At 69.9% G+C, this 19,415-nt stretch carries 21 protein-coding genes and 1 riboswitch; of the genes, 12 read left to right on the top strand and 9 right to left on the bottom strand.

Annotation, left to right across the window (positions count from 1 at the left end):
• Window positions 1–10: 10 nt before the first annotated feature.
• On the top strand, window positions 11–661 hold the full coding sequence (locus tag ACSMFO_RS21860; protein WP_436460300.1) for a maleylpyruvate isomerase family mycothiol-dependent enzyme: 651 nt from the start codon (window positions 11–13) through the stop codon (window positions 659–661).
• Here ACSMFO_RS21860 and ACSMFO_RS21865 read toward each other — a convergent pair.
• Entirely contained in the window at window positions 652–981 is a 330-nt protein-coding gene (locus tag ACSMFO_RS21865; protein WP_016335231.1) for a rhodanese-like domain-containing protein, read from the bottom strand. The genes ACSMFO_RS21860 and ACSMFO_RS21865 overlap by 10 nt on opposite strands.
• An 81-nt stretch (window positions 982–1,062) precedes the next feature.
• Here ACSMFO_RS21865 and ACSMFO_RS21870 point away from each other — a divergent pair, with 81 nt between their 5' ends.
• From ACSMFO_RS21870 to ACSMFO_RS21885, 4 genes are all read left to right on the top strand, one after another.
• Window positions 1,063–1,638, top strand: a complete 576-nt coding sequence (locus ACSMFO_RS21870; RefSeq protein ID WP_350585225.1) for a TetR/AcrR family transcriptional regulator — start codon at window positions 1,063–1,065, stop codon at window positions 1,636–1,638.
• 30 nt (window positions 1,639–1,668) lie between these two features.
• Window positions 1,669–2,055, top strand: coding sequence for a hypothetical protein (locus ACSMFO_RS21875; protein ID WP_360091872.1), 387 nt, complete (start codon window positions 1,669–1,671; stop codon window positions 2,053–2,055).
• A 55-nt stretch (window positions 2,056–2,110) separates the two neighbouring features.
• Window positions 2,111–4,381 (top strand): protein translocase subunit SecD, encoded by a 2,271-nt coding sequence (gene secD, locus ACSMFO_RS21880; protein ID WP_436460301.1) that lies wholly within the window; start codon window positions 2,111–2,113, stop codon window positions 4,379–4,381.
• Between the two features lie 92 nt (window positions 4,382–4,473).
• On the top strand, window positions 4,474–5,667 hold the full coding sequence (locus ACSMFO_RS21885; RefSeq protein ID WP_436460302.1) for a cation:proton antiporter: 1,194 nt from the start codon (window positions 4,474–4,476) through the stop codon (window positions 5,665–5,667).
• A 17-nt stretch (window positions 5,668–5,684) separates the two neighbouring features.
• Here ACSMFO_RS21885 and ACSMFO_RS21890 read toward each other — a convergent pair whose 3' ends face one another.
• Together ACSMFO_RS21890 and ACSMFO_RS21895 are read right to left on the bottom strand one after the other, a co-directional pair.
• Window positions 5,685–5,816 (bottom strand): hypothetical protein, encoded by a 132-nt coding sequence (locus ACSMFO_RS21890; protein ID WP_436460303.1) that lies wholly within the window; start codon window positions 5,814–5,816, stop codon window positions 5,685–5,687.
• Window positions 5,817–5,825: 9 nt separating this feature from the next.
• Window positions 5,826–6,479 carry a hypothetical protein gene (locus ACSMFO_RS21895; RefSeq protein ID WP_436460304.1) on the bottom strand — a complete coding sequence of 218 codons (654 nt, stop codon included), beginning with the start codon at window positions 6,477–6,479 and terminating at the stop codon, window positions 5,826–5,828.
• 162 nt (window positions 6,480–6,641) lie between these two features.
• On the opposite strand from ACSMFO_RS21895, the gene ACSMFO_RS21900 reads away from it, so the two are divergent.
• Together ACSMFO_RS21900 and ACSMFO_RS21905 are read left to right on the top strand one after the other, a co-directional pair.
• Entirely contained in the window at window positions 6,642–7,625 is a 984-nt protein-coding gene (locus tag ACSMFO_RS21900) for a LysR family transcriptional regulator (protein ID WP_360123070.1), read from the top strand.
• A gap of 133 nt (window positions 7,626–7,758) precedes the next feature.
• Window positions 7,759–9,084 (top strand): alpha-lytic protease prodomain-containing protein, encoded by a 1,326-nt coding sequence (locus ACSMFO_RS21905; protein WP_436460305.1) that lies wholly within the window; start codon window positions 7,759–7,761, stop codon window positions 9,082–9,084.
• A gap of 216 nt (window positions 9,085–9,300) precedes the next feature.
• Here ACSMFO_RS21905 and ACSMFO_RS21910 read toward each other — a convergent pair whose 3' ends face one another.
• Both ACSMFO_RS21910 and ACSMFO_RS21915 read right to left on the bottom strand, forming a co-directional pair.
• Complete coding sequence (locus tag ACSMFO_RS21910; protein WP_037340344.1) at window positions 9,301–9,615, bottom strand: DMT family transporter; 315 nt, start codon at window positions 9,613–9,615, stop codon at window positions 9,301–9,303.
• An 11-nt stretch (window positions 9,616–9,626) separates the two neighbouring features.
• Window positions 9,627–9,695: riboswitch (guanidine-III (ykkC-III) riboswitch) on the bottom strand.
• 79 nt (window positions 9,696–9,774) lie between these two features.
• Window positions 9,775–10,986, bottom strand: a complete 1,212-nt coding sequence (locus ACSMFO_RS21915) for an MFS transporter (RefSeq protein WP_436460306.1) — start codon at window positions 10,984–10,986, stop codon at window positions 9,775–9,777.
• Between the two features lie 82 nt (window positions 10,987–11,068).
• Here ACSMFO_RS21915 and ACSMFO_RS21920 point away from each other — a divergent pair, with 82 nt between their 5' ends.
• On the top strand, window positions 11,069–11,971 hold the full coding sequence (locus tag ACSMFO_RS21920; protein ID WP_436460307.1) for a LysR family transcriptional regulator: 903 nt from the start codon (window positions 11,069–11,071) through the stop codon (window positions 11,969–11,971).
• A gap of 2 nt (window positions 11,972–11,973) precedes the next feature.
• Here the strand turns inward: ACSMFO_RS21920 and ACSMFO_RS21925 are convergent, their stop codons facing one another.
• On the bottom strand, window positions 11,974–12,555 hold the full coding sequence (locus ACSMFO_RS21925) for a TetR/AcrR family transcriptional regulator (RefSeq protein WP_436460308.1): 582 nt from the start codon (window positions 12,553–12,555) through the stop codon (window positions 11,974–11,976).
• Window positions 12,556–12,614: 59 nt separating this feature from the next.
• Here ACSMFO_RS21925 and ACSMFO_RS21930 point away from each other — a divergent pair, with 59 nt between their 5' ends.
• On the top strand, window positions 12,615–13,160 hold the full coding sequence (locus ACSMFO_RS21930; protein ID WP_436460309.1) for an SRPBCC family protein: 546 nt from the start codon (window positions 12,615–12,617) through the stop codon (window positions 13,158–13,160).
• Here the strand turns inward: ACSMFO_RS21930 and mptB are convergent.
• Entirely contained in the window at window positions 13,064–14,503 is a 1,440-nt protein-coding gene (mptB, locus tag ACSMFO_RS21935) for a polyprenol phosphomannose-dependent alpha 1,6 mannosyltransferase MptB (protein WP_436460310.1), read from the bottom strand. The two genes, ACSMFO_RS21930 and mptB, sit on opposite strands and share 97 nt — an antisense overlap.
• A 111-nt stretch (window positions 14,504–14,614) precedes the next feature.
• Here mptB and ACSMFO_RS21940 point away from each other — a divergent pair, with 111 nt between their 5' ends.
• The 3 genes from ACSMFO_RS21940 (at window position 14,615) to ACSMFO_RS21950 (ending at window position 16,309) form a co-directional block, all read left to right on the top strand.
• Entirely contained in the window at window positions 14,615–15,250 is a 636-nt protein-coding gene (locus ACSMFO_RS21940) for a DUF4230 domain-containing protein (RefSeq protein ID WP_436460311.1), read from the top strand.
• A 317-nt stretch (window positions 15,251–15,567) separates the two neighbouring features.
• On the top strand, window positions 15,568–15,714 hold the full coding sequence (locus ACSMFO_RS21945; RefSeq protein ID WP_436460312.1) for a hypothetical protein: 147 nt from the start codon (window positions 15,568–15,570) through the stop codon (window positions 15,712–15,714).
• Between the two features lie 85 nt (window positions 15,715–15,799).
• Window positions 15,800–16,309, top strand: coding sequence for an SRPBCC family protein (locus ACSMFO_RS21950; protein ID WP_436460313.1), 510 nt, complete (start codon window positions 15,800–15,802; stop codon window positions 16,307–16,309).
• A 481-nt stretch (window positions 16,310–16,790) separates the two neighbouring features.
• Here the strand turns inward: ACSMFO_RS21950 and ACSMFO_RS21955 are convergent, their stop codons facing one another.
• Window positions 16,791–18,077 carry a cation:proton antiporter gene (locus tag ACSMFO_RS21955; protein ID WP_436460314.1) on the bottom strand — a complete coding sequence of 429 codons (1,287 nt, stop codon included), beginning with the start codon at window positions 18,075–18,077 and terminating at the stop codon, window positions 16,791–16,793.
• 11 nt (window positions 18,078–18,088) lie between these two features.
• Window positions 18,089–19,291: a transcriptional regulator gene (locus tag ACSMFO_RS21960; protein WP_360091834.1), complete on the bottom strand. Its 1,203-nt coding sequence runs from the start codon at window positions 19,289–19,291 to the stop codon at window positions 18,089–18,091.
• Between the last annotated feature and the right edge of the window lie 124 nt (window positions 19,292–19,415).

The following is a 19,415-nucleotide window of genomic DNA, read 5'->3' on the forward strand; positions in this document are numbered from 1 at the left end:
AGGGTTCCGGATGACGGATGCAGGAACGAAGACCGAGCTCTGGCCGCTGGTCCACACCGAGCGGGCGGCGCTGGCGGACGACCTCGCGGAGCTCACCGAGGAGCAATGGGAGACACCGTCGCTGTGTGCCGGGCTGACGGTGCGCCAGGTGCTCGCGCATGTCACCTCGGGGGCGAGCCTCACGCCGTTGAAGTGGATGATCGGGGTGATCCGCTGCCGATGGGACTTCGACAAGCAGGTCGCCATGCGGCTCGCCGAGCAGATGGGCGCCGACGGCGCCGAGACGCTGGAGCGCTTCCGCGGCGTGGTCACCAGCACGACGAAACCGCCGTTGCCGAAGATCGCGATGCTGGGTGAGGCGATCGTGCACGCCGAGGACATCCGCCGCCCGCTCGGCCTTCGCCGCGACTACCCGATCCCCGTCCTCACCGAACTGGCGGGGTACTACGGGGGCTCGGACCTGGTGGTGACGGCGAAGGGGCGCATCGGCGGGCTGCGGTTGCAAGCCACCGATGGCCCCTTCGCCGTCGGGTCCGGGCCGCTCGTCTCGGGCACGACACTGGCACTGATCATGGCCATGACCGGACGGACGGCCTACCTCGCCGAACTCGACGGCGAGGGGGTCCCGATCCTGCGGGAGCGCGTCCCTGCTCAGACCTGAGACTCGAGGGGCAGGCCCGCGCCGGCCCAGTCCTCGATGCCTTCCCGGTACTTGCGGACGTCGGTGTAGCCCAGCGCGGTGAGCCGGTCGGCGACCTGGCCGCTGTTGGGGCAGGCGGGGTTCGAGCAGTAGGTGACGATGGCGGCGCCGCGATCGGGCAGCACGGTGGCGGCGTGCGCGTCGACGTCGGCGAGGACGAGGGGAACGGCGCCGGGCAGATGCTGCTTGGCGTAGTACTCGCCACCCAGTGCGTCGACCACCGTCACGGTCTTCGCGTCGATCGCGGCCTTCAGCTCGTCACGGGTGATGAGTGCGGTCATGTCGCTACCTCCAGTTAATCGGACTATAGTCCGCATGTGCCTCACGACCATAACGGACCGCAGTCCGCTTTTGCAACCTCGTTGGATCTTCTGCGCACGCCGCCGCCCAAGGAGCGCGCCGACGCCGCCCGCAACCGGGCCGCGATCCTGGACGCGGCGGCGTCGCTGTTCGCCGAGCACGGGGTCGAAGCGGTGTCGATGGACCAGGTGGCGGCGGCCGCGGGGGTCGGCAAGGGAACGCTCTTCCGCCGCTTCGGTGACAAGGCCGGGCTGGCCGTCGCGCTGCTGGACGCGCGGGAACGCCTGCTCCAGGAAGGAATCCTGCACGGGCCGCCGCCGCTGGGCCCGGGTGCGCCGCCGGCCGACCGGCTGGTGGCGTTCGCCGACGCGTACGTCGACTATGTGCTCGAACATCTGCCGCTGGTGCGGATGTCGGAGACCGCCGCGCCGGGCGCGCGCTACCGCATCGGGGCCTACCGGTTCTGGCACCGGCACGTCGCGATCCTGCTCGACGGCACTCCCGACCCGGAGCACGCCGCGCATGCCCTCCTGGCCCCACTGGCGGCCGAACATCTGACCGCGTTGCTGCCGGAACTGGGGGAGGACCGCGTCCGCGCCGGGATCACGCGCCTGTGGCGGGCGGCCGGATCCCAGTAGGGTGTCGTCGAGAACCCCGGGAGTGTGTCGATGATGGTGGCGAGCCGAAGGACGGCCAGGCAGGCCGTGCCGGTGCTGCTCGCCGCCGTGCTGACCGCGCTCGGCCTGTTCTTCGCGCTGCACTCGGGCGGTTCCGCTTCGGCGGACGAGTCGCGCGGGGCGAACGCGACGGTCGATTCCTCGGTCTCCAAGGCCGTCGCGCCGGTGCGCGCCGCGGGCAGGCTCGCCGCCGAACCCGCGCTCCTCGGTGTGCACGGTCACGGTGATCTGCCTCTCTTCGGCACCGTCCCGCACGGACCGGCGTCCACGACGCTGCTCCGCCTCAGCGAACTCCACGACGAAGCCACCCCCGCCTCGCGCACGGCGAACCGCCTCGCGCCGGGTGATCGCGCTCCTCCTTTCCCGGTAGCCGTCTGACGCTCACCGGCGCGTGTTCGCGCGCCCGAACCGGGAAATCACCAAGGAGAACTTCGTGCCGCGCGAAACCGCGCGGCGAGGCATGACCGGGCGAGCCGTCGTCTCGCTGGTCGTCCTCGCCGCGACCGTGTACCTGTTGCTGACCACCGCCCCGAGACTGGGGCTCGATCTGCGTGGTGGCACGCAGATCGTGCTGGAGACCAAGAATTCGCCCACCGTCACCGCCGACGCGGAGACCACCGACCGGACGCTCGAAGTGTTGCGCCGCCGGGTCGATGCCCTGGGTGTCGCCGAGCCGATGCTGGCCCGTTCGGGAGACAACCGGATCATCGTCGAACTGCCCGGCGTCCGGGATCCGCGCGAGGCCGTCGAAGTGATCGGCCGCACCGCGCAGCTGTCCTTCCATCCCGTGCTCGCCCCCGGCGCCGCGCACTCCCGTGTCCTCGACGACGAAAGCGGGCAGCCGATCACCCTGGGACCCGCCGCGCTGACCGGCGAAGGCGTCGACGAGGCGCTCTCGTCGGTCGATTCGCAGGGCGGTGGCTGGCTCGTTTCGGTCGACTTCAAAGGGGATTCCGGTCGTGCCTGGGAGCGGCTGACCGGGCAGGCCGCCTGCTCGCCGCCAGGTGATCCCACCCGCCGGGTGGCGATCGCGCTCGACGACAAGGTGATCTCGTCGCCGCAGGTGAGCCCGCAGGTCGGCTGCGGCGTCGGGATCGTCGGCGGGAGCACGCAGATCACCGGCCGGTTCTCACCCGCCGAAGCCAAGGATCTGGCGTTGCTGATCAACGCCGGCGCGCTGCCGACGCCGGTCGAGATCATCGAGCAGCGCACCGTCGGCCCCACCCTCGGCGCCGCCGCCATCGACGCCAGTGCCCGCGCCGCCGTGATCGGGCTGGCGCTGACCGCGCTGTTCCTGCTCGCGGTGTACCGGCTGGCCGGGCTGATCGCCGTGGGCGCGCTGGTGGCGTACGCGGCCGTGTCCTATGCCGCGCTGCTCGCCGTCGGCGCGACGCTGACCTTGCCGGGGCTCGCCGGATTCGTGCTGGCCATCGGCATGGCCGTCGACGCCACCGTGCTCGTCTTCGAACGGGCGAGAGAGGAACACTCGGTCAAACGCGGTGGTTCGCTGCCGCGCTCGGTCAGCCGCGGGTTCAGCGGCGCGTTGTCGGCGATCGTCGATTCGAACGTGACCACCCTGCTCGCCGCGGGCCTGTTGTTCTGGCTGGCGTCCGGCCCGGTGCGCGGCTTCGGGGTGACGCTGTCGATCGGTGTCGTCGTCGCGTTGTTCATCTCGCTCGTGCTCACGCGTTTGCTGCTGCATCTCACGATGCGGGGCGTGGTCGCGCGCAAACCGCGGCTGTCCGGGCTGACCCACGAGGGCCGGGTCCGGCAGTGGGTGAACCGCCGCGATCCCGAATTCCTCGGGAAACCGAAACGCTGGCTGATGGTGGCGGGCGCGGTCGTGATCGCCGCGATCGCGGGCCTGTTCGTGGCCGGGCCGAACCTCGGTGTCGAATTCACCGGCGGCCGGGTCGTCGAATACAGCACTTCGGCGCCCGCCGACGTCGAGCGGGTCCGGGACGCGGTCTCCGACGCCGGATTCCCCCGCGCCGTCGTGCAGATGTCCGGTGAGAAGGACATCTCGGTCCGCACCGAGCCGATCGACGAGGACGCCACCGAACGGATCCGGACCGCCGTCGCCGGGGTCGCGGGCGACGCCACCGAGATCCGCGACGAGAAGATCGGCCCGAGTCTCGGCGCCGAACTGCGCACCAAGGCGGTGATCGCGCTCGGCCTCGCGGTGCTGGCGCAGCTGATCTACCTGGCGGTGCGGTTCGATTGGCGGCTCGGCCTGGCCACGGTGGCCGCGCTCGCCCAGGACGTCCTGATCATCCTCGGGATCTTCGCCTGGCTGGGCAAGTCCATGGACGGCGTCTTCCTCGCCGCGCTCCTGACGGTGATCGGTTATTCGGTCAACGACTCGGTGGTGGTCTTCGACCGGGTGCGGGAGGTGCGGGGACAACGCCGCAAGGAACCGTTCCCGCGCGTCGTCGGCACGGCGGTACTGCAGACGTTGCCACGGACGATCAACACCGGCATCGGGGTGCTGTTCGTCCTCGGGGCGCTGCTGGTCCTCGGGGACGGTTCGCTGGCCGACTTCGCCCTCGCGCTCCTGCTCGGTCTCGTCGCCGGCACGGTGTCCACAGTGGCCACCGCGGGGCCCGTCGCGATCCTGCTCGACAAGCGGTGGCCCGGGGCCGGACGTCCCGCCCGGAAGGCGAATCCGACACGGCAGCGGGACGACAACGGCGCGGTGGTGTGATCGACGTTCCTTTGTGGACCGCCGCGCTCCGCCCGGCCTCTATGCTCGTTCCCGGTGGCAGGGGAGTCCACCGGGAACGAGGGGCGGGGTAGATGATCCAGAGCGTGCTCGTCGGCGCGGTCGTCGTGCTGGCTTGGACGATGACCGTGGCACGGCTGGAGCGCTGGCAGATCACCGCGCCGATGGCGATGGTCGCGGCCGGGCTGGCGATCGGGTTCACCACCCGCAACGATCTCGGCAACGGGCTCAACACCGAGATCGCGCTCAACGCGGCGGAACTGATCCTGGCGCTGCTGCTGTTCGTGGACGCCACCGCGGTGAAGGGCGGTTATCTCGGCCACGACGCGAAAACGGCGGTGCGGCTGCTGCTGATCGCGTTGCCGCTGACGATCCTGATCGTCATGGGCGTCGGCCTGCTGACGCTGCCGGGCCTCGGCTGGGCGGCGGTCCTGCTGATCGCCTGCATCATCGCCCCGACGGATTTCGCGCCGGCGACGTCGGTGGTGCACGACGTGCGCGTGCCCGAACGCGTGCGGCATCTGCTGAACGTCGAGAGCGGCTACAACGACGGCGTCGTCGCGCCGGTCTTCATCTTCGCGCTGACCCTCGCGGGGAGCCACCACCAGGCGAACACGCCGGGCGAGGCACTGCAGGCCGCGATCCCGGCGGCGTTGCTCGCCGTGCTCGCGGGCTCCGTCATCGGGGCGGTGGCCGCGGTGGCGATGAACGTGACGGCCAAACACGGCTGGTCGACCCGGCATTCCGCGCGGGTCGCGGCCGTCGCCCTGCCGCTGCTGACCTACACCGCCGCCGTCGCGATCGGCGGCAACGGGTTCGTCGCCGCGTTCATCTGCGGGATCGCCTACAAGACCGCCCGGCACCCCGATGAGGAGGAGCTCGGGCTCGCCGAGGACGTCAGTTCGCTGTGCGGACTGCTGATGTGGTTCGTCTTCGGCAGCACCGCGGTGCTGGTGCTGTCGTTCGGCCTGACGTGGGGCATCGTGCTCGTCAGCGTCGTCGCGCTGACCGTCGCCCGGCTGATCCCGGTGCTGCTCACCTTGCTGCGGACGGACTTCCGGTGGCGGGACCGGATGACCATCGGCCTGCTGGCCCCGCGTGGCGCGGCGTCGATCGTGTTCGGGCTGCTGGCCTTCAACTCGCTCGACGGGGAGGCGGCCGACGTCGCGCTGAGCGTCATGTCGGTGACCGTGCTGGCGAGCGTCGCCGCGCACGGTGTCGGGGCCTCGGCGTTCCTGAACCGGAAGTCGAAGAGGACCGTGGGCTGAAGGCTCCCTTCACCGCATCAGATGCGGTGAAGGGAGCCTTCAGCCCACTCGGGATCGTCCGGCCAGGGAGTGCCGTCCTCCCACAGCCGTTCCGCCTCGTCGGCGAAGTGCCGGTACCAGGGCGCGTCCTTCGGTTCCACGGTGAACACCGGCGAGGCTTAACCGGTCGGCCGGTATTCGTAGTGCTGAACGCAGATCAGCCCCCGTTTGGTGGAGACGTCGAGACAATTGAAGCCCGCGGAGGAGATCCGCGACGACACCCTGATCTCCAGCCTCCCGCTCGTCCTGCTCTTCAAGGACGTCAGTTCGTCCAGGGTCGTGAGGATCCGCTGCCGCAGCCGTCCTTGTCCGAGGCTTTGGGAAATCCGGCGATCGGCGACTTCCACGATCGCTTCATCGGTCGGATCCAGGACGAGTACCCGGATCCGTCCGCCCGAGTCGAGGATCGACCGGATATCGCTGCGCATGCCCTGCACGGTCCTGGTCATCGAATGGCCGATGAGAAGGATGTCGAAGGCCGCCGCTCGCCGGGAGATGAGATCCGCCGGGAACTCCGGTTCGAAGAGTGCCGCGGGGCCGCCGCGATTCGAATCCCGGACCTGTTCGGTCAGCCGCCGCGAGCGGATCTGGGAGAAGGCGAGCAGGGCCAGCAGCGCCGTCACCACGGAGGAAAGCGTTTTGACGTCCGAGATCCCGGTCGCGCCCAGGACGGTGAACGCCAAGGCGACGGCGCCCAGTACGTAGAGATCCAGGTTGTCGTCGGTGATCACCCGCGCCAGCGATCGCCGGAGCCGTCCACGCTCGTCCGCCACTGAACCCCCTCGTCGTCGGTTGCGTGGAGACAGTATCGGCCGGACGCCCCGGCATGTCCGGGATTGCTGACATCGATGGCATACCGCGAACCAAGCGATACGAAGCCATTTGGCTCAACCGTTTGTCTGGTCCAGTCCAGTTATGTCTACTAACGTAGAGGGATGGAGCTGGAACTGCGCCACCTGCGCATCATGTGCGCGATCGCCGAACTCGGGAGTATCACCAAGGCGGCGAATACGCTCGGAATGGCCCAGCCTGCACTGACAGCACAACTGAAGCGCATCGAACGGACCCTCGGCGGGAAGCTGTTCCTCCGCGATCACACCGGCACGAGGCCGACCGCGCTCGGTCTCCTCGTCCTCGACCGGGCCAAGATGGTGCTCCCCGCCGTGTCGTCGCTGCACGACGAAGCGGCACGCCTCGCCCAGCACGCGGGCACCGGCGAGCCGGTGACCCTGCGGCTCGGCTCGGCGACGGGGCCGATGCTGGGGGCGCTCTTGCAACGCCTCGGCACAACCCATCCCGACATCCACGTCGCCACGCATACGTCGTGGTCGGCCAACAAACTCGCGGACATGACCGCCGAGGGCGCGCTGGACTTCGCCTTCGTCGGCGTCTGCGGTGACGCGGCCCCGCCGCCGGAGCCCGGTCTTCGCTGGCGGACGCTCGCGCATCATCCGGTGTTCGTGCTGATGTCCGCGCGAGACGAGCGCGCGCAGCAGAACGAGGTCGAACTCGGCGCCCTCGCGGACGAACGCTGGTGCGCGACGCCGGGCGACGGATGCTTCGGCGACTGTTTCGCGTCCGCGTGCGCGAGATCGGGATTCACACCGCGTTCGTTGTACGAGACCGATGTGCTGACCTGTATCGAGATGGTCGAGTCGGGACACGCGGTGGTGTTGTGCCAGCCGCTGTTCCACGAGATCCCGGGGATCGTCGCGGTCCCGATCGCGGGGAATCCGCTGAGCTGGCGGAATCTCGTCGGCTGGTCGGAACGCGGGGAGATGGGTCCCTTCGCCGCGGAGATGATCGCGCTGTCGCGCGCGGTGTACGGCGAGCTGATCGACCGGCGGCCGACCTACTCGAAGTACCTGGAGTTGAATCCGGGTTATGGCGTCGACTACACGGACGCGGGAGTGGGCTGACCAGCGCGGAAGCGGTCGATAGGTCCAGTCCACTTGGTGGATATGACCTAAATGGTATGTACCATTTGTAGCAGGTGCCTCGTACGGTCTGGGACGAGATCTTCTTCCGGAACGCGGTGAGGAAACGCCTGAAATGAACCGAAAGATCGTAGCGGCCGCCGCGGCGGCCCTTACCGGCGCGGGCCTGGTCACGGCCGTCGCGCTGACGCCGAGCGCCAGCGCCGGCCAGACCGCTTCGGCGGCCGACCAGGTCCAGTCGGAGATCGTCGCCGCACTGGCGCGCGACCTGAAGATCAGCCCGGATCAGGCGAAGACCCGTCTCGTCGGCGAGCAGAAGGCGGCCCGCGCCGACGGCGACCTCAAGACCCGGCTCGGCCCGTCCTACGCCGGTTCGTGGCTGGACGCGTCCGGGACCACGCTGACCGTCGCGGTCACCGACACGGCCCTGGAAGGCGTCGTCCGTGCGGCCGGCGCGACCCCGAAGACGGTCGCCCGGAGCGCCGCGCAGCTCGACGCGGCGAAGTTGTCGTTGGACGCCAAGGGAACCAGCGCGCCGAAGACCGTACCCGGCTGGTACGTCGACGCCACCACCAACTCGATCGTCGTCCTGGCCACCGCCGGTGGCGAAGCCGCCGCGAAGTCGTGGGCGACCGCTTCCGGCGTGCGCGCCGACGCGGTGCGGGTCGAGACCAGCACCGAAAGCCCGGTGCCGCTGATCGACGTCATCGGCGGCAACGCCTACACCTTCGGCTCGGGCCGGTGCTCGATCGGTTTCTCGGTCGAGGGCGGCTTCGTCACCGCGGGCCACTGCGGCACCACCGGCACGCGCACGTCGAACCCGAGCGGGACCGTCGCGGGCTCCAGCTTCCCCGGCAACGACTACGCGTGGGTCCGGGTCGACGCGGGCAACACCCCGCGCGGACTGGTGAACCGTTATCCGGGCACCGTTCCGGTGGCGGGTTCGCAGGAGGCCGCGATCGGCGCGTCCGTCTGCCGCTCCGGTTCCACGACGGGCTGGCACTGCGGCACGATCCAGCAGAAGAACGCTTCGGTGAACTACCCGCAGGGCACCGTTTCCGGCCTCACGCGGACCAACGCCTGCGCCGAGCCGGGTGACTCCGGCGGCTCGTGGCTCGCGGGCGACCAGGCGCAGGGCGTCACCTCCGGTGGCTCCGGCAACTGCAGCTCGGGCGGCACGTTCTACTTCCAGCCGATCTCGGAGATCCTGAGCGTCTACAGCCTCCGCCTGGTGACCTCGGGCTCGAACCCGCCGTCGAGCACGACGCCGACCACCACGACGTCGAACAACCCGCCCGGCGGAACCTGGGCGGCCGGTACCACCTACGCCGCGGGCGCGACGGTGACCTACGACGGCGTTTCGTACCGGGCCCTGCAGGGCCACACCGCTCAGGTCGGTTGGGAGCCGCCGAACGTCCCAGCGCTCTGGGCGCGCGCCTGACCACCTAGCCGTCCGGGCCACACGCAGGGGTGCGCCCGGACCCGACCGCCCCCGACGTCGTCCGTGCGTCGGGGGCGGTCCCTTTTTACCGGGTCGTGACGCCGCACTCGCGTGATCGGAGACGGAACTCGCGTGATTGGACGCCGAACTCGATGATCGGTGTCCAATCACGCGAGTTCCGTCCCTGATCACGCGAGTCACGCCTTCGGCGCCGGGTCAGTGCAGGACCTTCAGACCCACCACGCAGGCGACGATCCCCACGATCAGCAGGATCCGGGCCACCGAAACGGTTTCCGCGCCGGACCACATGCCGTAGGCGACGGTGAGCGAAGCCCCGATGCCGACCCAGACCGCGTAGGCGGTGCCGACGGGGAGGTCCTTCATCGCGTAAGCGAGACCCACCATGCTGGCCACCAGCGTGACGCCGAAGATCACCGACGGCACCGGCCGGGACAAACCTTCGGATTTGCCGAGGGCGGTGGCCCACACGGCTTCCAGAACACCTGAGACGACAAGGACAAGCCACGACATGACGCGCTCCCAGAGCGCCGTCTTGTCGCTGGCCGGGTACGGCACCCACTCGTCCGGGGACCTCGTTCAGGAGGTTCCTCGACCAGGATGGCACACCGCCCGCGTGGGCCGCCCGCCGGTTTGACGAGGGTCACCACGCGGACGCGCCATTGTGGACGATCAGGTCAGCGCCTTGGGGGCCGACCAGGCGAGCAAACCCAGTTCCAGCACCGAGAATCCGATCAGCGCCCACGCGCTCTGCAGCCAGATCAGCGCGAGGCCGACGAGCAGGATGGGCAGGACCAGCCCGGCGTAGGCGGCCAGGAACAGGGCGGCGAGGACCTCGCCGCGCACCGGCGGTTCGGCGAGGGCGGCGACGGTGGCCACCGACGCGCGGAAACCCAGCCCGACACCGGCGCCCGCCACGATCCCGCCCGCGATGAAGAGCCACAGCTGGGACGTCGTCACCGCGACCGGCAGCGCCACCAGCCCGCTCACCATCAGCCCGAGGCCGAGCCTCAGCTGGGTTTTCCTGGCCAGGCCAGCGAAGAGCACCTGTGCCGTGGCCGCCGCGAGGAACACGGAGAACGACGCGAGACCGGCCAGCAGCCGCGAACTCTCGTGCATGCCCTGCGCCAGCAACGTCGGCGTCAGCGCCATGAACAGGCCCGTGATCGCGAACGCCGCGAAGGCGCCGATCGCCGCGCCGAAGAAGGCGGGCCGCGCGCTCGACGGCAGCGAGACGCGCTGCGGCCGATACGCGGGCCGTTCTTCGGCGCGTTCCACGGTTTCCGGCACGAGCGCGACGGCGATGGCCGCGGCGAGCAGCAGGACCAGGAAGAACACGAACGGGGTGGTGAGCGGCTCGGCCGAATAGCTCGCGAAAACGCCACCGAACAGCGGCCCGAGCGCCAGCCCGCCCATGTTGACGACGGTCGCGATCAGACCCGCGCGGCCGTGCTCCTCCCGGGGCCGGGCGACGGCGCGGAGTTCGGACAGGTGCGCGGTGGCGGTCGCGGTCAGCGCGCCGATGCCCGCGCCGCCGACGAGCCTGGCCAGGATCAGACCCGGAACATCCGGCCACGCCAGGAAAAGTGTCGCGGACAGCGCCTGGGCCAAGGTCGCGGCGAGGATCACCCGTCGTCGTCCCAGCCAGTCGCTGACGTGGCCGGCCAGATACAGGCTGCCCATCACGCCGACGGCGTACGCCGCGAAGACGATGGTCACGACGTAGGTCGGGAAGCCGTCGCGCTGCTGGTAAAGCACGTAGAGCGGGGTAGGGACGGTGGAGAAGGCCAGCGAGGCGGCGTAGGCCGCCGCGATGATCCAGAAACCGCGACCATGGCTGATCCGCAGGAACGCGGGACGGGGGAGGGCGACGCTGTTCAGCATGTCTCCACTGTGAATCTTCGGATCATCCAAGTCCAACGAACAATCCTGGTCACAGTTATCGCTGGATGCGATAATCGAAGCCGTGGAGACCCGCCAACTCGAGTGTTTCGTCGCCGTAGCCGAGGAACTCAGCTTCACTCGCGCCGCCCAGCGGTTGTACGCGGTGCAGTCCACCGTCTCTGCGACGATCCAGGCCCTCGAAGGCGAACTGGGGGTCAAGCTGTTCGATCGGTCCACGCGAAGGGTTGAGCTCTCCCCGGCGGGGAAGGTGTTCCTGCCCGAGGCGAAGGCCGCGCTGGAAGCCTTCGACAGGGCCCGCGACGTGGTCACCGACGCCTCCGCCGGCCTGCGGGGCAGCCTCCGCATCGGCACGCTGACCAGCGTCGGCGATCTCGACCTGCCCGATCTGCTCGGCGCGTTCCACCGCTGTTATCCGCTGGTCGACCTGCACGTTTCGGTGTCGATCACCGGCTCGACCGGACTGGCCGAGGACCTGCGTCAGGGCAGGCTCGACGTCGCCCTCCTCGGTCTGCCCGAATCCGATCTCGCCGGGCTCGAAGCCAAACTGCTCGGTTCGGCGCCGTTCGTCGCCGTGCTGCCCGACGGCCATCGGCTGAGCGGACGGCGGTCGCTGACCTTGGCGGACCTCGCGGGCGAGTCGTTCGTGGACAATCCCCGCGGCTTCGGCAACCGGGTGGCCCTGGACCGTGCTTTCGAGGCACTCGGGGCGCCGCGCCGGGTCATCGTCGAGGTCGCCGACCTGCGTGCCGTGCCCTCCTATGTGGCGGCAGGGCTCGGTGTCGCCGTCGTGCCCGATCTCAAGTTGCTCGCGGGGGTCCGGACCATCCCGCTCGACGAGCCTGGCCTCACCTGGCCGCTGACCATCGCCACCCGGGGTGAACGACCGCCGAGCCGGACCGCCCGGCTGCTGCTCGACCTGGTCGACGGCGGGGAGTTCTCTCTCGTGATCCCCGCCCGAATCTGAGCTCAGCCCGTCAGCAACGTGCGCGTCGTCCGCGTCACCAGGTCGACGGTGCGTGGCGGCGGTGCCTCGCCGCGGTCGAGATGTCTTCTCACCGCGGCGTAGGGGAGGTCCACGAGGGCCAGCATCAGCTCGTCGGTGCTCCGGCCGGTCAGCGGACGCAGCTTTCGCAGCACCTTGGTGATCGCCGTGTCGAGCCGGTGGTTGGCGGCCTCGGCACGGGCGCGGTCCTCGGCGCTCCAGTCGTCGACGCCGAGTGCGCTGTCGCCCCCGTAGAGCAGTTTCGCCTCGGCGGGATGGGCACGGCACCACCGGACGACCTGCGCGGCGGCCTCGACGGCGGCTTCGACGGCCGGCTCCTGTTCGAGCGCTTCGAGGTAGCCCTGCTGGAAGCCGTCCAGGGTGCGGAGCCAGACGGCGGCGAGCAACGCCGGACGTCCGGGGAAGCGGTGGTAGATCGACCCGCTCGGTGCGCCGACCTCGCGGGCGACGGCCGACATGGTCACCCCGGCCGCCCCTTCGGTCGCGAAGATCCGCACGGCGGCGTCGAGGAAGTCGTCGGCGGTGTGCCGCGGTGGCCGTCCCATTTTCAGAGACTATCCTCTACTATCGTTTTAGGGGAAGGTCTCTAGAACTGGGAGGCGCGATGCGCGTATGGAACAGGCATCACCGGATCGTCGACGTGGCACAGGAACGCGTCGGCGCGCTGATCGACACGCTGGCCACGGACGGCGACAGGCTCTGGCCCGTCGACGCGTGGCCGCCGATGCGGTTCGACCGGCCGCTCGGGGTGGGAGCGACCGGTGGGCACGGGCCGGTGCGATATCGGGTCGAGTCCTGCGAACCCGGGAAGTCGGTGCGGTTCCGGTTCACCGCGCCGCGCGGCTTCGACGGATTCCACGAATTCACCTTGCGGACGACCGAAAACGGGAAGACCGAACTCGGGCACCTCATGGTGCTGCGGCTCCGGCATCCCGCGTGGCTGACGTATCCGCTGCTGTGGCGGCCGATGCACGACGCCCTGTTGGAGGACTGCCTCGACCGCGCCGAGCGTGAGCTCACCGGCACGGTCGAGACACCCGCTCGATGGAGCCTTTACGTCCGGCTCTTGCGGAACCTGATCTCCGGCAAGAGGCCCTTCCGCTTGAGCACGAACAAGGTGCCGCCGATGAGCACGACGGCGATCAAGTAGCCCAGCGCCAAGGACACGGCGCCGCCGTTCGCGGGCGGGAGCAGCACGCCGAACACGGCGCTGACCACGGCGAGGATCCACCGCCCGCGGTCGGTCGTGAGGCTCACGGCGAGCAGCGCGACCGTCCACAGGAGATACCAGGGCTGCACGACCGGCCCGAGGACCAGCATCGCGGCGAAGGTCAGCCCCGCGGCGTAGAGCGGGTGCAGCTTCTCCCGGTACGTGAGCCACAGCAGCCTGGCGCCGACGGCGAGACCGAGGATCGCGCCGATGAGCGAGAACACCTCGATCGCGCCGTCGGTCAGATCGGCACCGAAGATCTTGCCGACCCCGCCGACGAGGAAGCCGAGTTCGTTGGTGGGCGCCATCCAGCTGTGGACCTGGCCCGAGACCCCGGAGAGCACGCGGACCCAGCCGAAGCCGAGCCCGCTGCCGAGTGAGATCGCCGCGGTGACGGCGGCGAATCCGGCGGGCAGCCCGAGCGCGACCGCCACGCGGCCGGCGGGCGTCGCCCGGCGGAATAGGTCGACGCCGACGAACAGCAGGCCCGCGACGGCCACGATCTTGATGTTCGCGGCCGCGCTCACCGCGACCACGCCCGCCGCGATCAGGGCGGGCCGGGCCGTGCCGGTCTTCGCCGCGCCCATGAGGACGAGCTCCAGCCCGGCGACCATCAGCCCGACCATGAGCCCGTCGTTGTGCATGCCGGCCACGATGTGCCAGAGCACCAGTGGATTCAGCACGGCCAGCCACAACGCGATCGACGGCGAGACCCCGACGCGGCGGGCCAGCCGGGGGAGTGCCCACGCCATGAGCACGATCCCGATCAGGCCCAGCAGCCGGTGGAGCAGCACCGTCGGCACGAAGGCGTCCCCGGCGATCTGGGCGATCGTGCGGGCCAGCGCGACGAACGCGGGACCGTACGGCGCGGGCGTGTCCCGCCAGTAATGGCTGACGGCCATCGTCACCGGGGAATCGGCGCCGAGCGCCTCGGCGGGCCCGACGAGATAGGTGTCCAGTCCCTTGGCCGCGATCAGGCCTTGCGCCAGGTAGCTGTTGATGTCGCCGCTGAACAGGGGGCGCGCGGCGAGCAGCGGCGCGCACCACGAGAGCGCGATCCAGTACAGCCGCCGCTCGGGCAGCCCGGCGGCGAGCCGTCCGATACCGAGCCAGGACAGCACGAGGGTGGCCATCCCGGCGACGCCCAGCGCCACCACCAGCACCGAGGGCAGGCCGATCCCGGACGTGACCAGCACGAGTACGGCGATTCCGAGGAAACCCGCCCAGTGCAACGCCGAGATGTTCAGCCCGGTCTTCTCCGGCGCGGGCAAGACGTTCTGCATGCGGCCAAACTACTCCAAGTGCGGAACCGGGTTCCGCCGATCGTACGGGAATCCGCCGTCAACGCTTCGGGACCGCGTCCGCCGGGTACTCCTTGCGGACGAGGGGCGGTGGTGGGCGTGAAGAAACGCTGGGTGCGTCTCGGGGCGTTCGTGCTGGTCGGGCTGCTGGTCGTCGCCGCGGCCCTGCAGATCACCGGGCTCCTGCCGAAGCTCGACCCGTTCGGAACGTCCACTGTGGACCGTTCGCAGCCCGCGGTGCTCCAGGCGGTGCGGGATCTGAGCCAGTACCACGCGGCCGTCGGTGACTACCAGGTCGTCGTCGACATCGAGAAGGACGTCGCGTGGGTGCCCGCGAGCATCGCCGGGGAACGCACGCTGTTCGTCGCGGCCGGTTCCGTCGACGCGTACGTCGATTTCGGGCCGCTGGTGGAGAATTCGCTGACCGTGTCCGAAGACCGGAGGACGGTCGAGGTGCGGCTGCCCGAACCGAAGCTGGCGAAACCCAATTTGGACAACGGACGCAGCTACGTCTTCGGTCAGGAGCGTGGCCTGATCGACCGGCTCGGCGCCTTGGTGTCCGTGCAGGATCAGCGGCCGTTCTATCTCGCCGCGGAGAAACGGATCGGCGAAGCCGCGCAGCACTCCGGTCTGCTCGAACGCGCCAAGGCCAACACCAGGGCGATGCTCACGCAGATGCTGCGGGCGCTGGGCTTCCAGGTCGTGTTCCCGGCCGAACCGGCCACCTGACCCGTCCGCCCGCTTTGTCCGGTGTTTCGGCTGGTGAGCGGCGTGGTACGGCTTCCGCATGAACGCAGACGCGGTACCGGAGCGAATCGCGGAGGTCTGGGGCGCGCGGACCCCGTACCGGCGAGGGAGCCCGACGTCGAGCACACGTGCCTGCTGCTCGCCGGACGGATCGACCGGCAGACCGACGCGCTCGCCCCCATCGTCGAGCGGTACGGCGAAGACCGTGAAAAGGATCCCGGGCGGCTCCACGCCGCGGGCCTGGAAGGCACCCGCAGCGGTTGGTGTCGGCTTGTTGAGGGACCGACATCACCTGGACCGTGGTCGGCCAGGCCGCCCAGGGCCTGCGCGACCGGGAACTGCTCGACCTCGTCGAGGACCACGAACAGGAGACCTCGCGGCAACTGACCTGGCTTCGTACGCGGATGAAGCAAGCCGCACCCCAAGCACTCATCGCGGCCCGATGATTCCGCGTCCGTGCGGTGCTTCCCGCGCCGGGCTTGACCGGTGGGGCTCCTGCTGGTGGGCTGGCGAAGTCGACTGGGAGGCGCGATGGCGACGAAGCCGAGGGACAGCCTGACGTACAGCGAACCGATCGCGACCGGGGAGGTCACGATCGGCGCCGGCCCCGAGCAGGTGTACCGGCTCGTCAGCGATCCGGTCGCGATGTCGGAGTGCACCGAGGAACTGCGCAAGGCGCGCTGGATCCGCGGCGCGACCGAAGCGCGCGTCGGGAACTGGTTCGCCGGCAGCAACCGCAACGGACTACGGCGGTGGGTGACCCACGCCGAGATCGTCGAGGCCGAGCCCGGGCGGCGGTTCGCCTACCGGGTGCGCACGCCGTTCTTCGTGCCGATTTCGCGGTGGGAGTACGACATCGTCCCGGAAGGCGACGGCAGCCGTCTCACCGTGACGAACTGGCTGCGGGTGCCGCCGTGGTTCGTGCCTCTCGCCATCCTCATCACCGGTGAGCCGGATCGCGCCGGGACGAATCGGGCGAACATCGCGACGACGTTGCAGCGGGTGAAGGCGCGGCTCGAGGGCCGGGAGTGGCATCGCTAGCGGCTAGTCGCGAACGGTTGAAGTACGTGAAGGCCCCTTCAATGCGTCTAGCCAGGATCCCGGCAAAGTCGCATAAGCGCTGGTCAAGCGGCGACCAAGGGGTTCGTCACGCTGATCCCCCACATCGCTCGACCGTCCACAGGGGACACTGCCAAGGCGGTCTTGCCCGGTTTGGGCGTTTTCCGGGGCGGTCGTGAGTGTTTTTGGTCGTTCTGACGACAATCGCCACTCACGACCCCACTCGGAAACCGTACAAATAAGAATCAAACGGACACTTACTCGACTGCTGGCGTCCTTTGTGGACGGAAACAGGGTGTGGTGCTGGCCAGCACTTATGCGACTTTGCCGGGACCCTGGCGTCTAGCGCAGTGAAGGGACCTTCGCGTACTGGGGGGGTGTGAAGGTCGAGTTTCCTCGGCTGAGCCGCGTGAAGGGGTCCTTAACACGCGCAACCCGCAGTGACTGCTGATACCGATGGGGCTCACCCGTTCTCCAGGTTCTGCATCCCCCGGTCCTCCAGCCTGCGCATCACCGGACCGGACAGCAGCCCGTGCACGAGCACCGAAACCGCGATCGTCAGCGCCGTGACCCGCCACAACGAGTCGGCCATCGGGAAATCGCCGTGCCCCAGCGCGTACGAGAGGTAGTAGAGACTGCCGATCCCGCGGATGCCGAAGAACGCGATCGCCGTCGCCGCCGGGCGGGTGGTGGAGCCGCCGAGCAGCGCCAGGCCGCCGAACAGCGGGCGCACGATGACCACCGCCGCGACCGCCACCAGGATTTCGGCGAGCGTCAGACCCGCCAGCAGGCCGTCGCCCAGCGCGACACCGAGACCGAGCAGGGCCAGCGCGACGAAGAGCCGTTCCAGCTGATCGCCGAATTCGTGCAGCACCCCGTGGTACTCGTGCGACCGTTCGCTGGCGCGGATGGTCGCCGCGGCCGTGAACACCGCGACGAAGCCGATACCGCCCAGCCACTCGCAGAGTGCGAACGGGAGGAACGCGATGGCCAGCACCACCAGGCCGTCGGAGTATTCGCCCAGGCGCAGTCTTTCGTGCCGCACACGGAACATCAGCCACGACAGCAACCGCCCGCAGACGAAGCCGACCAGGACGGCGATCGCGAGCGGGACCAGGACCTCGGTCAGCAGCCAGGGCACCGGCGACGTGCTCGCCGTCCCCGCCAAGACGAGCGCCAGCAACACGAACGGCATCGCCAGGCCGTCGTTGAGCCCGGCCTCCGAGGTCAGCGTGAACCTGATCTCGTTGTCCGAGCCCCGCCCGTCGCCGGTATGCGGCGCGGGCACCTGGACGTCGCTCGCCAGCACCGGGTCGGTGGGGGAAAGCACGGCGCCCAGCAGCAGCGCGGCGGCGGGGGGCAGGGCGAGCGCCCACCAGCCGAGGAAGGCGACCGCGCAGACCGAAAGCGGCAACGTGATCGCCAGCAGCCGCCACGTCGAGTTCCACGATCGCCAGCCGATCAGCCGGTCGGACTTCAGCCCCGCGCCGACCAGGGACACCAGGACGCCGAGTTCGGTGATCACCTCGACGGCGCCTACTTGCGACCGTGGGTCGAGGACACCCTGGCCGTAGGGGTGCGCGAAGGGAAGCAGCCCGAAGACCAGCCCGCCCATCAACAGGACCAGCGGCATCGACAACGCCCGTTCGTGCAGCAGGTTCGGCAGCACGGCGGCGCACAATGCCAGAACGCCCGCTCCGGCGAGCACGATCTCCATCCGCGCGGAGTACCCGGACCGACCGTCCGGCAACCGGGCGAGGTTCAGCCGCCGACTTCGAGTCCTTTATGGACTGTCAGGGTGACACCCGCGGCGAGCCGGTACGGCCGGGTGTCCACAATGGCCCCCAGCAGCCGTCGCAGCCGGGAGACTTCGGCACGGACGGTGACGAGGTGTTCGGCGTCGCCGTAGAGCGCCCTGCTGAGCGCTTCGGCCGAAAGCCCGGACAGGCCGGCCGTGTTGAGGTGTACCAGGATCTCCGCGTGCCGCGGTGTCACGGTGCGGACCCAGCCGACGTCACCCGACGCCATCCGCAGCATCGGCGCGTGGCCGAGTTCGAGTTCCAGCCGCACCTGGCGCGCGGTGTCGGCGGGACGGACGAGCCAGCCTTCGGCCAGCCGCTCGGGCAGACAGGCGCCGAGCCCGGGCACGGCGAGGATCTGTCCTTCCGACGGCGCGGCGATCCGCGCGCCGGAGGCGACCCCGGCGGAGTGGGCCACCCAGCCGTCGTCGTCCACCAGCAGGACCGGGCCGCCCACGCCGGTCACCACCGGTTCGGCGGTCCGGCGCAACCGGTCGAGACCCTGCTGGTGGTGCCGCCAGAGTTCGGATTCGACCAGCCGCCGTCCGGTCTCCACCAGCGCGCCGATCGCCGGATGCAAGGTGAGCGCGGGACCGCTGACGTCGATCACGCCGAGCAGTTCGCCGGTGCGCGGATCGTGCACCGGCGACGCGGTGCAGTACCAGGGATGCTGGCCCTGTTCGAAATGTTCCCCGGCGAGCAGTTCCACCGGCGCGGCCTCGGCGAGCGCGGTGCCGATCGCGTTGGTGCCGACCCTGGTTTCGGTCCAGACGGCGCCTTCGGTGAAGCCCAGGGTGTCGGCCCGGCGCCGCACGGCGGGCGAACCCACCCGCCAGAGGATGATGCCGTCGGCGTCGGTCACCACGAGCAGCATGTTCGCGGTGTCGGCCGTCGCGCCGACCACCTGCCCGAGATCTTCCACCACCAGCCGCAAAGGGGAAGCGCGTCGACGGCGGGCGACCTCGTCGAGCGGCACCGAATCCCGGGTGTTCACGCCGTCGGCGGCGAGCCCCAGGCTCAGCATCCGCGACCACGAGCGCGACACCAGCGGCCGCGGCCGGACCCGAGGGCGGCCGCCGCCGATCACGGCTTCGTGCATGCGGATCAGGTCGCGGGCGTGCATCGGCAGGTCGGCGCCTGGCGGGACCGAGCTGTGCACGCCCACACGCCACCTCCGCACCATCGCGTCGACTGACCAGCATAGGACCGGCGGACGAGGTGCGCCATGGAGCCGCGCTGCAACTCGCTGCAACCCTTGCCGCTCCACCCGCCCGCGGCGTGTGATCGGG

It is taken from the genome of Amycolatopsis sp. w19 (genome assembly GCF_051373225.1).
GTDB lineage: Bacteria > Actinomycetota > Actinomycetes > Mycobacteriales > Pseudonocardiaceae > Amycolatopsis > Amycolatopsis japonica.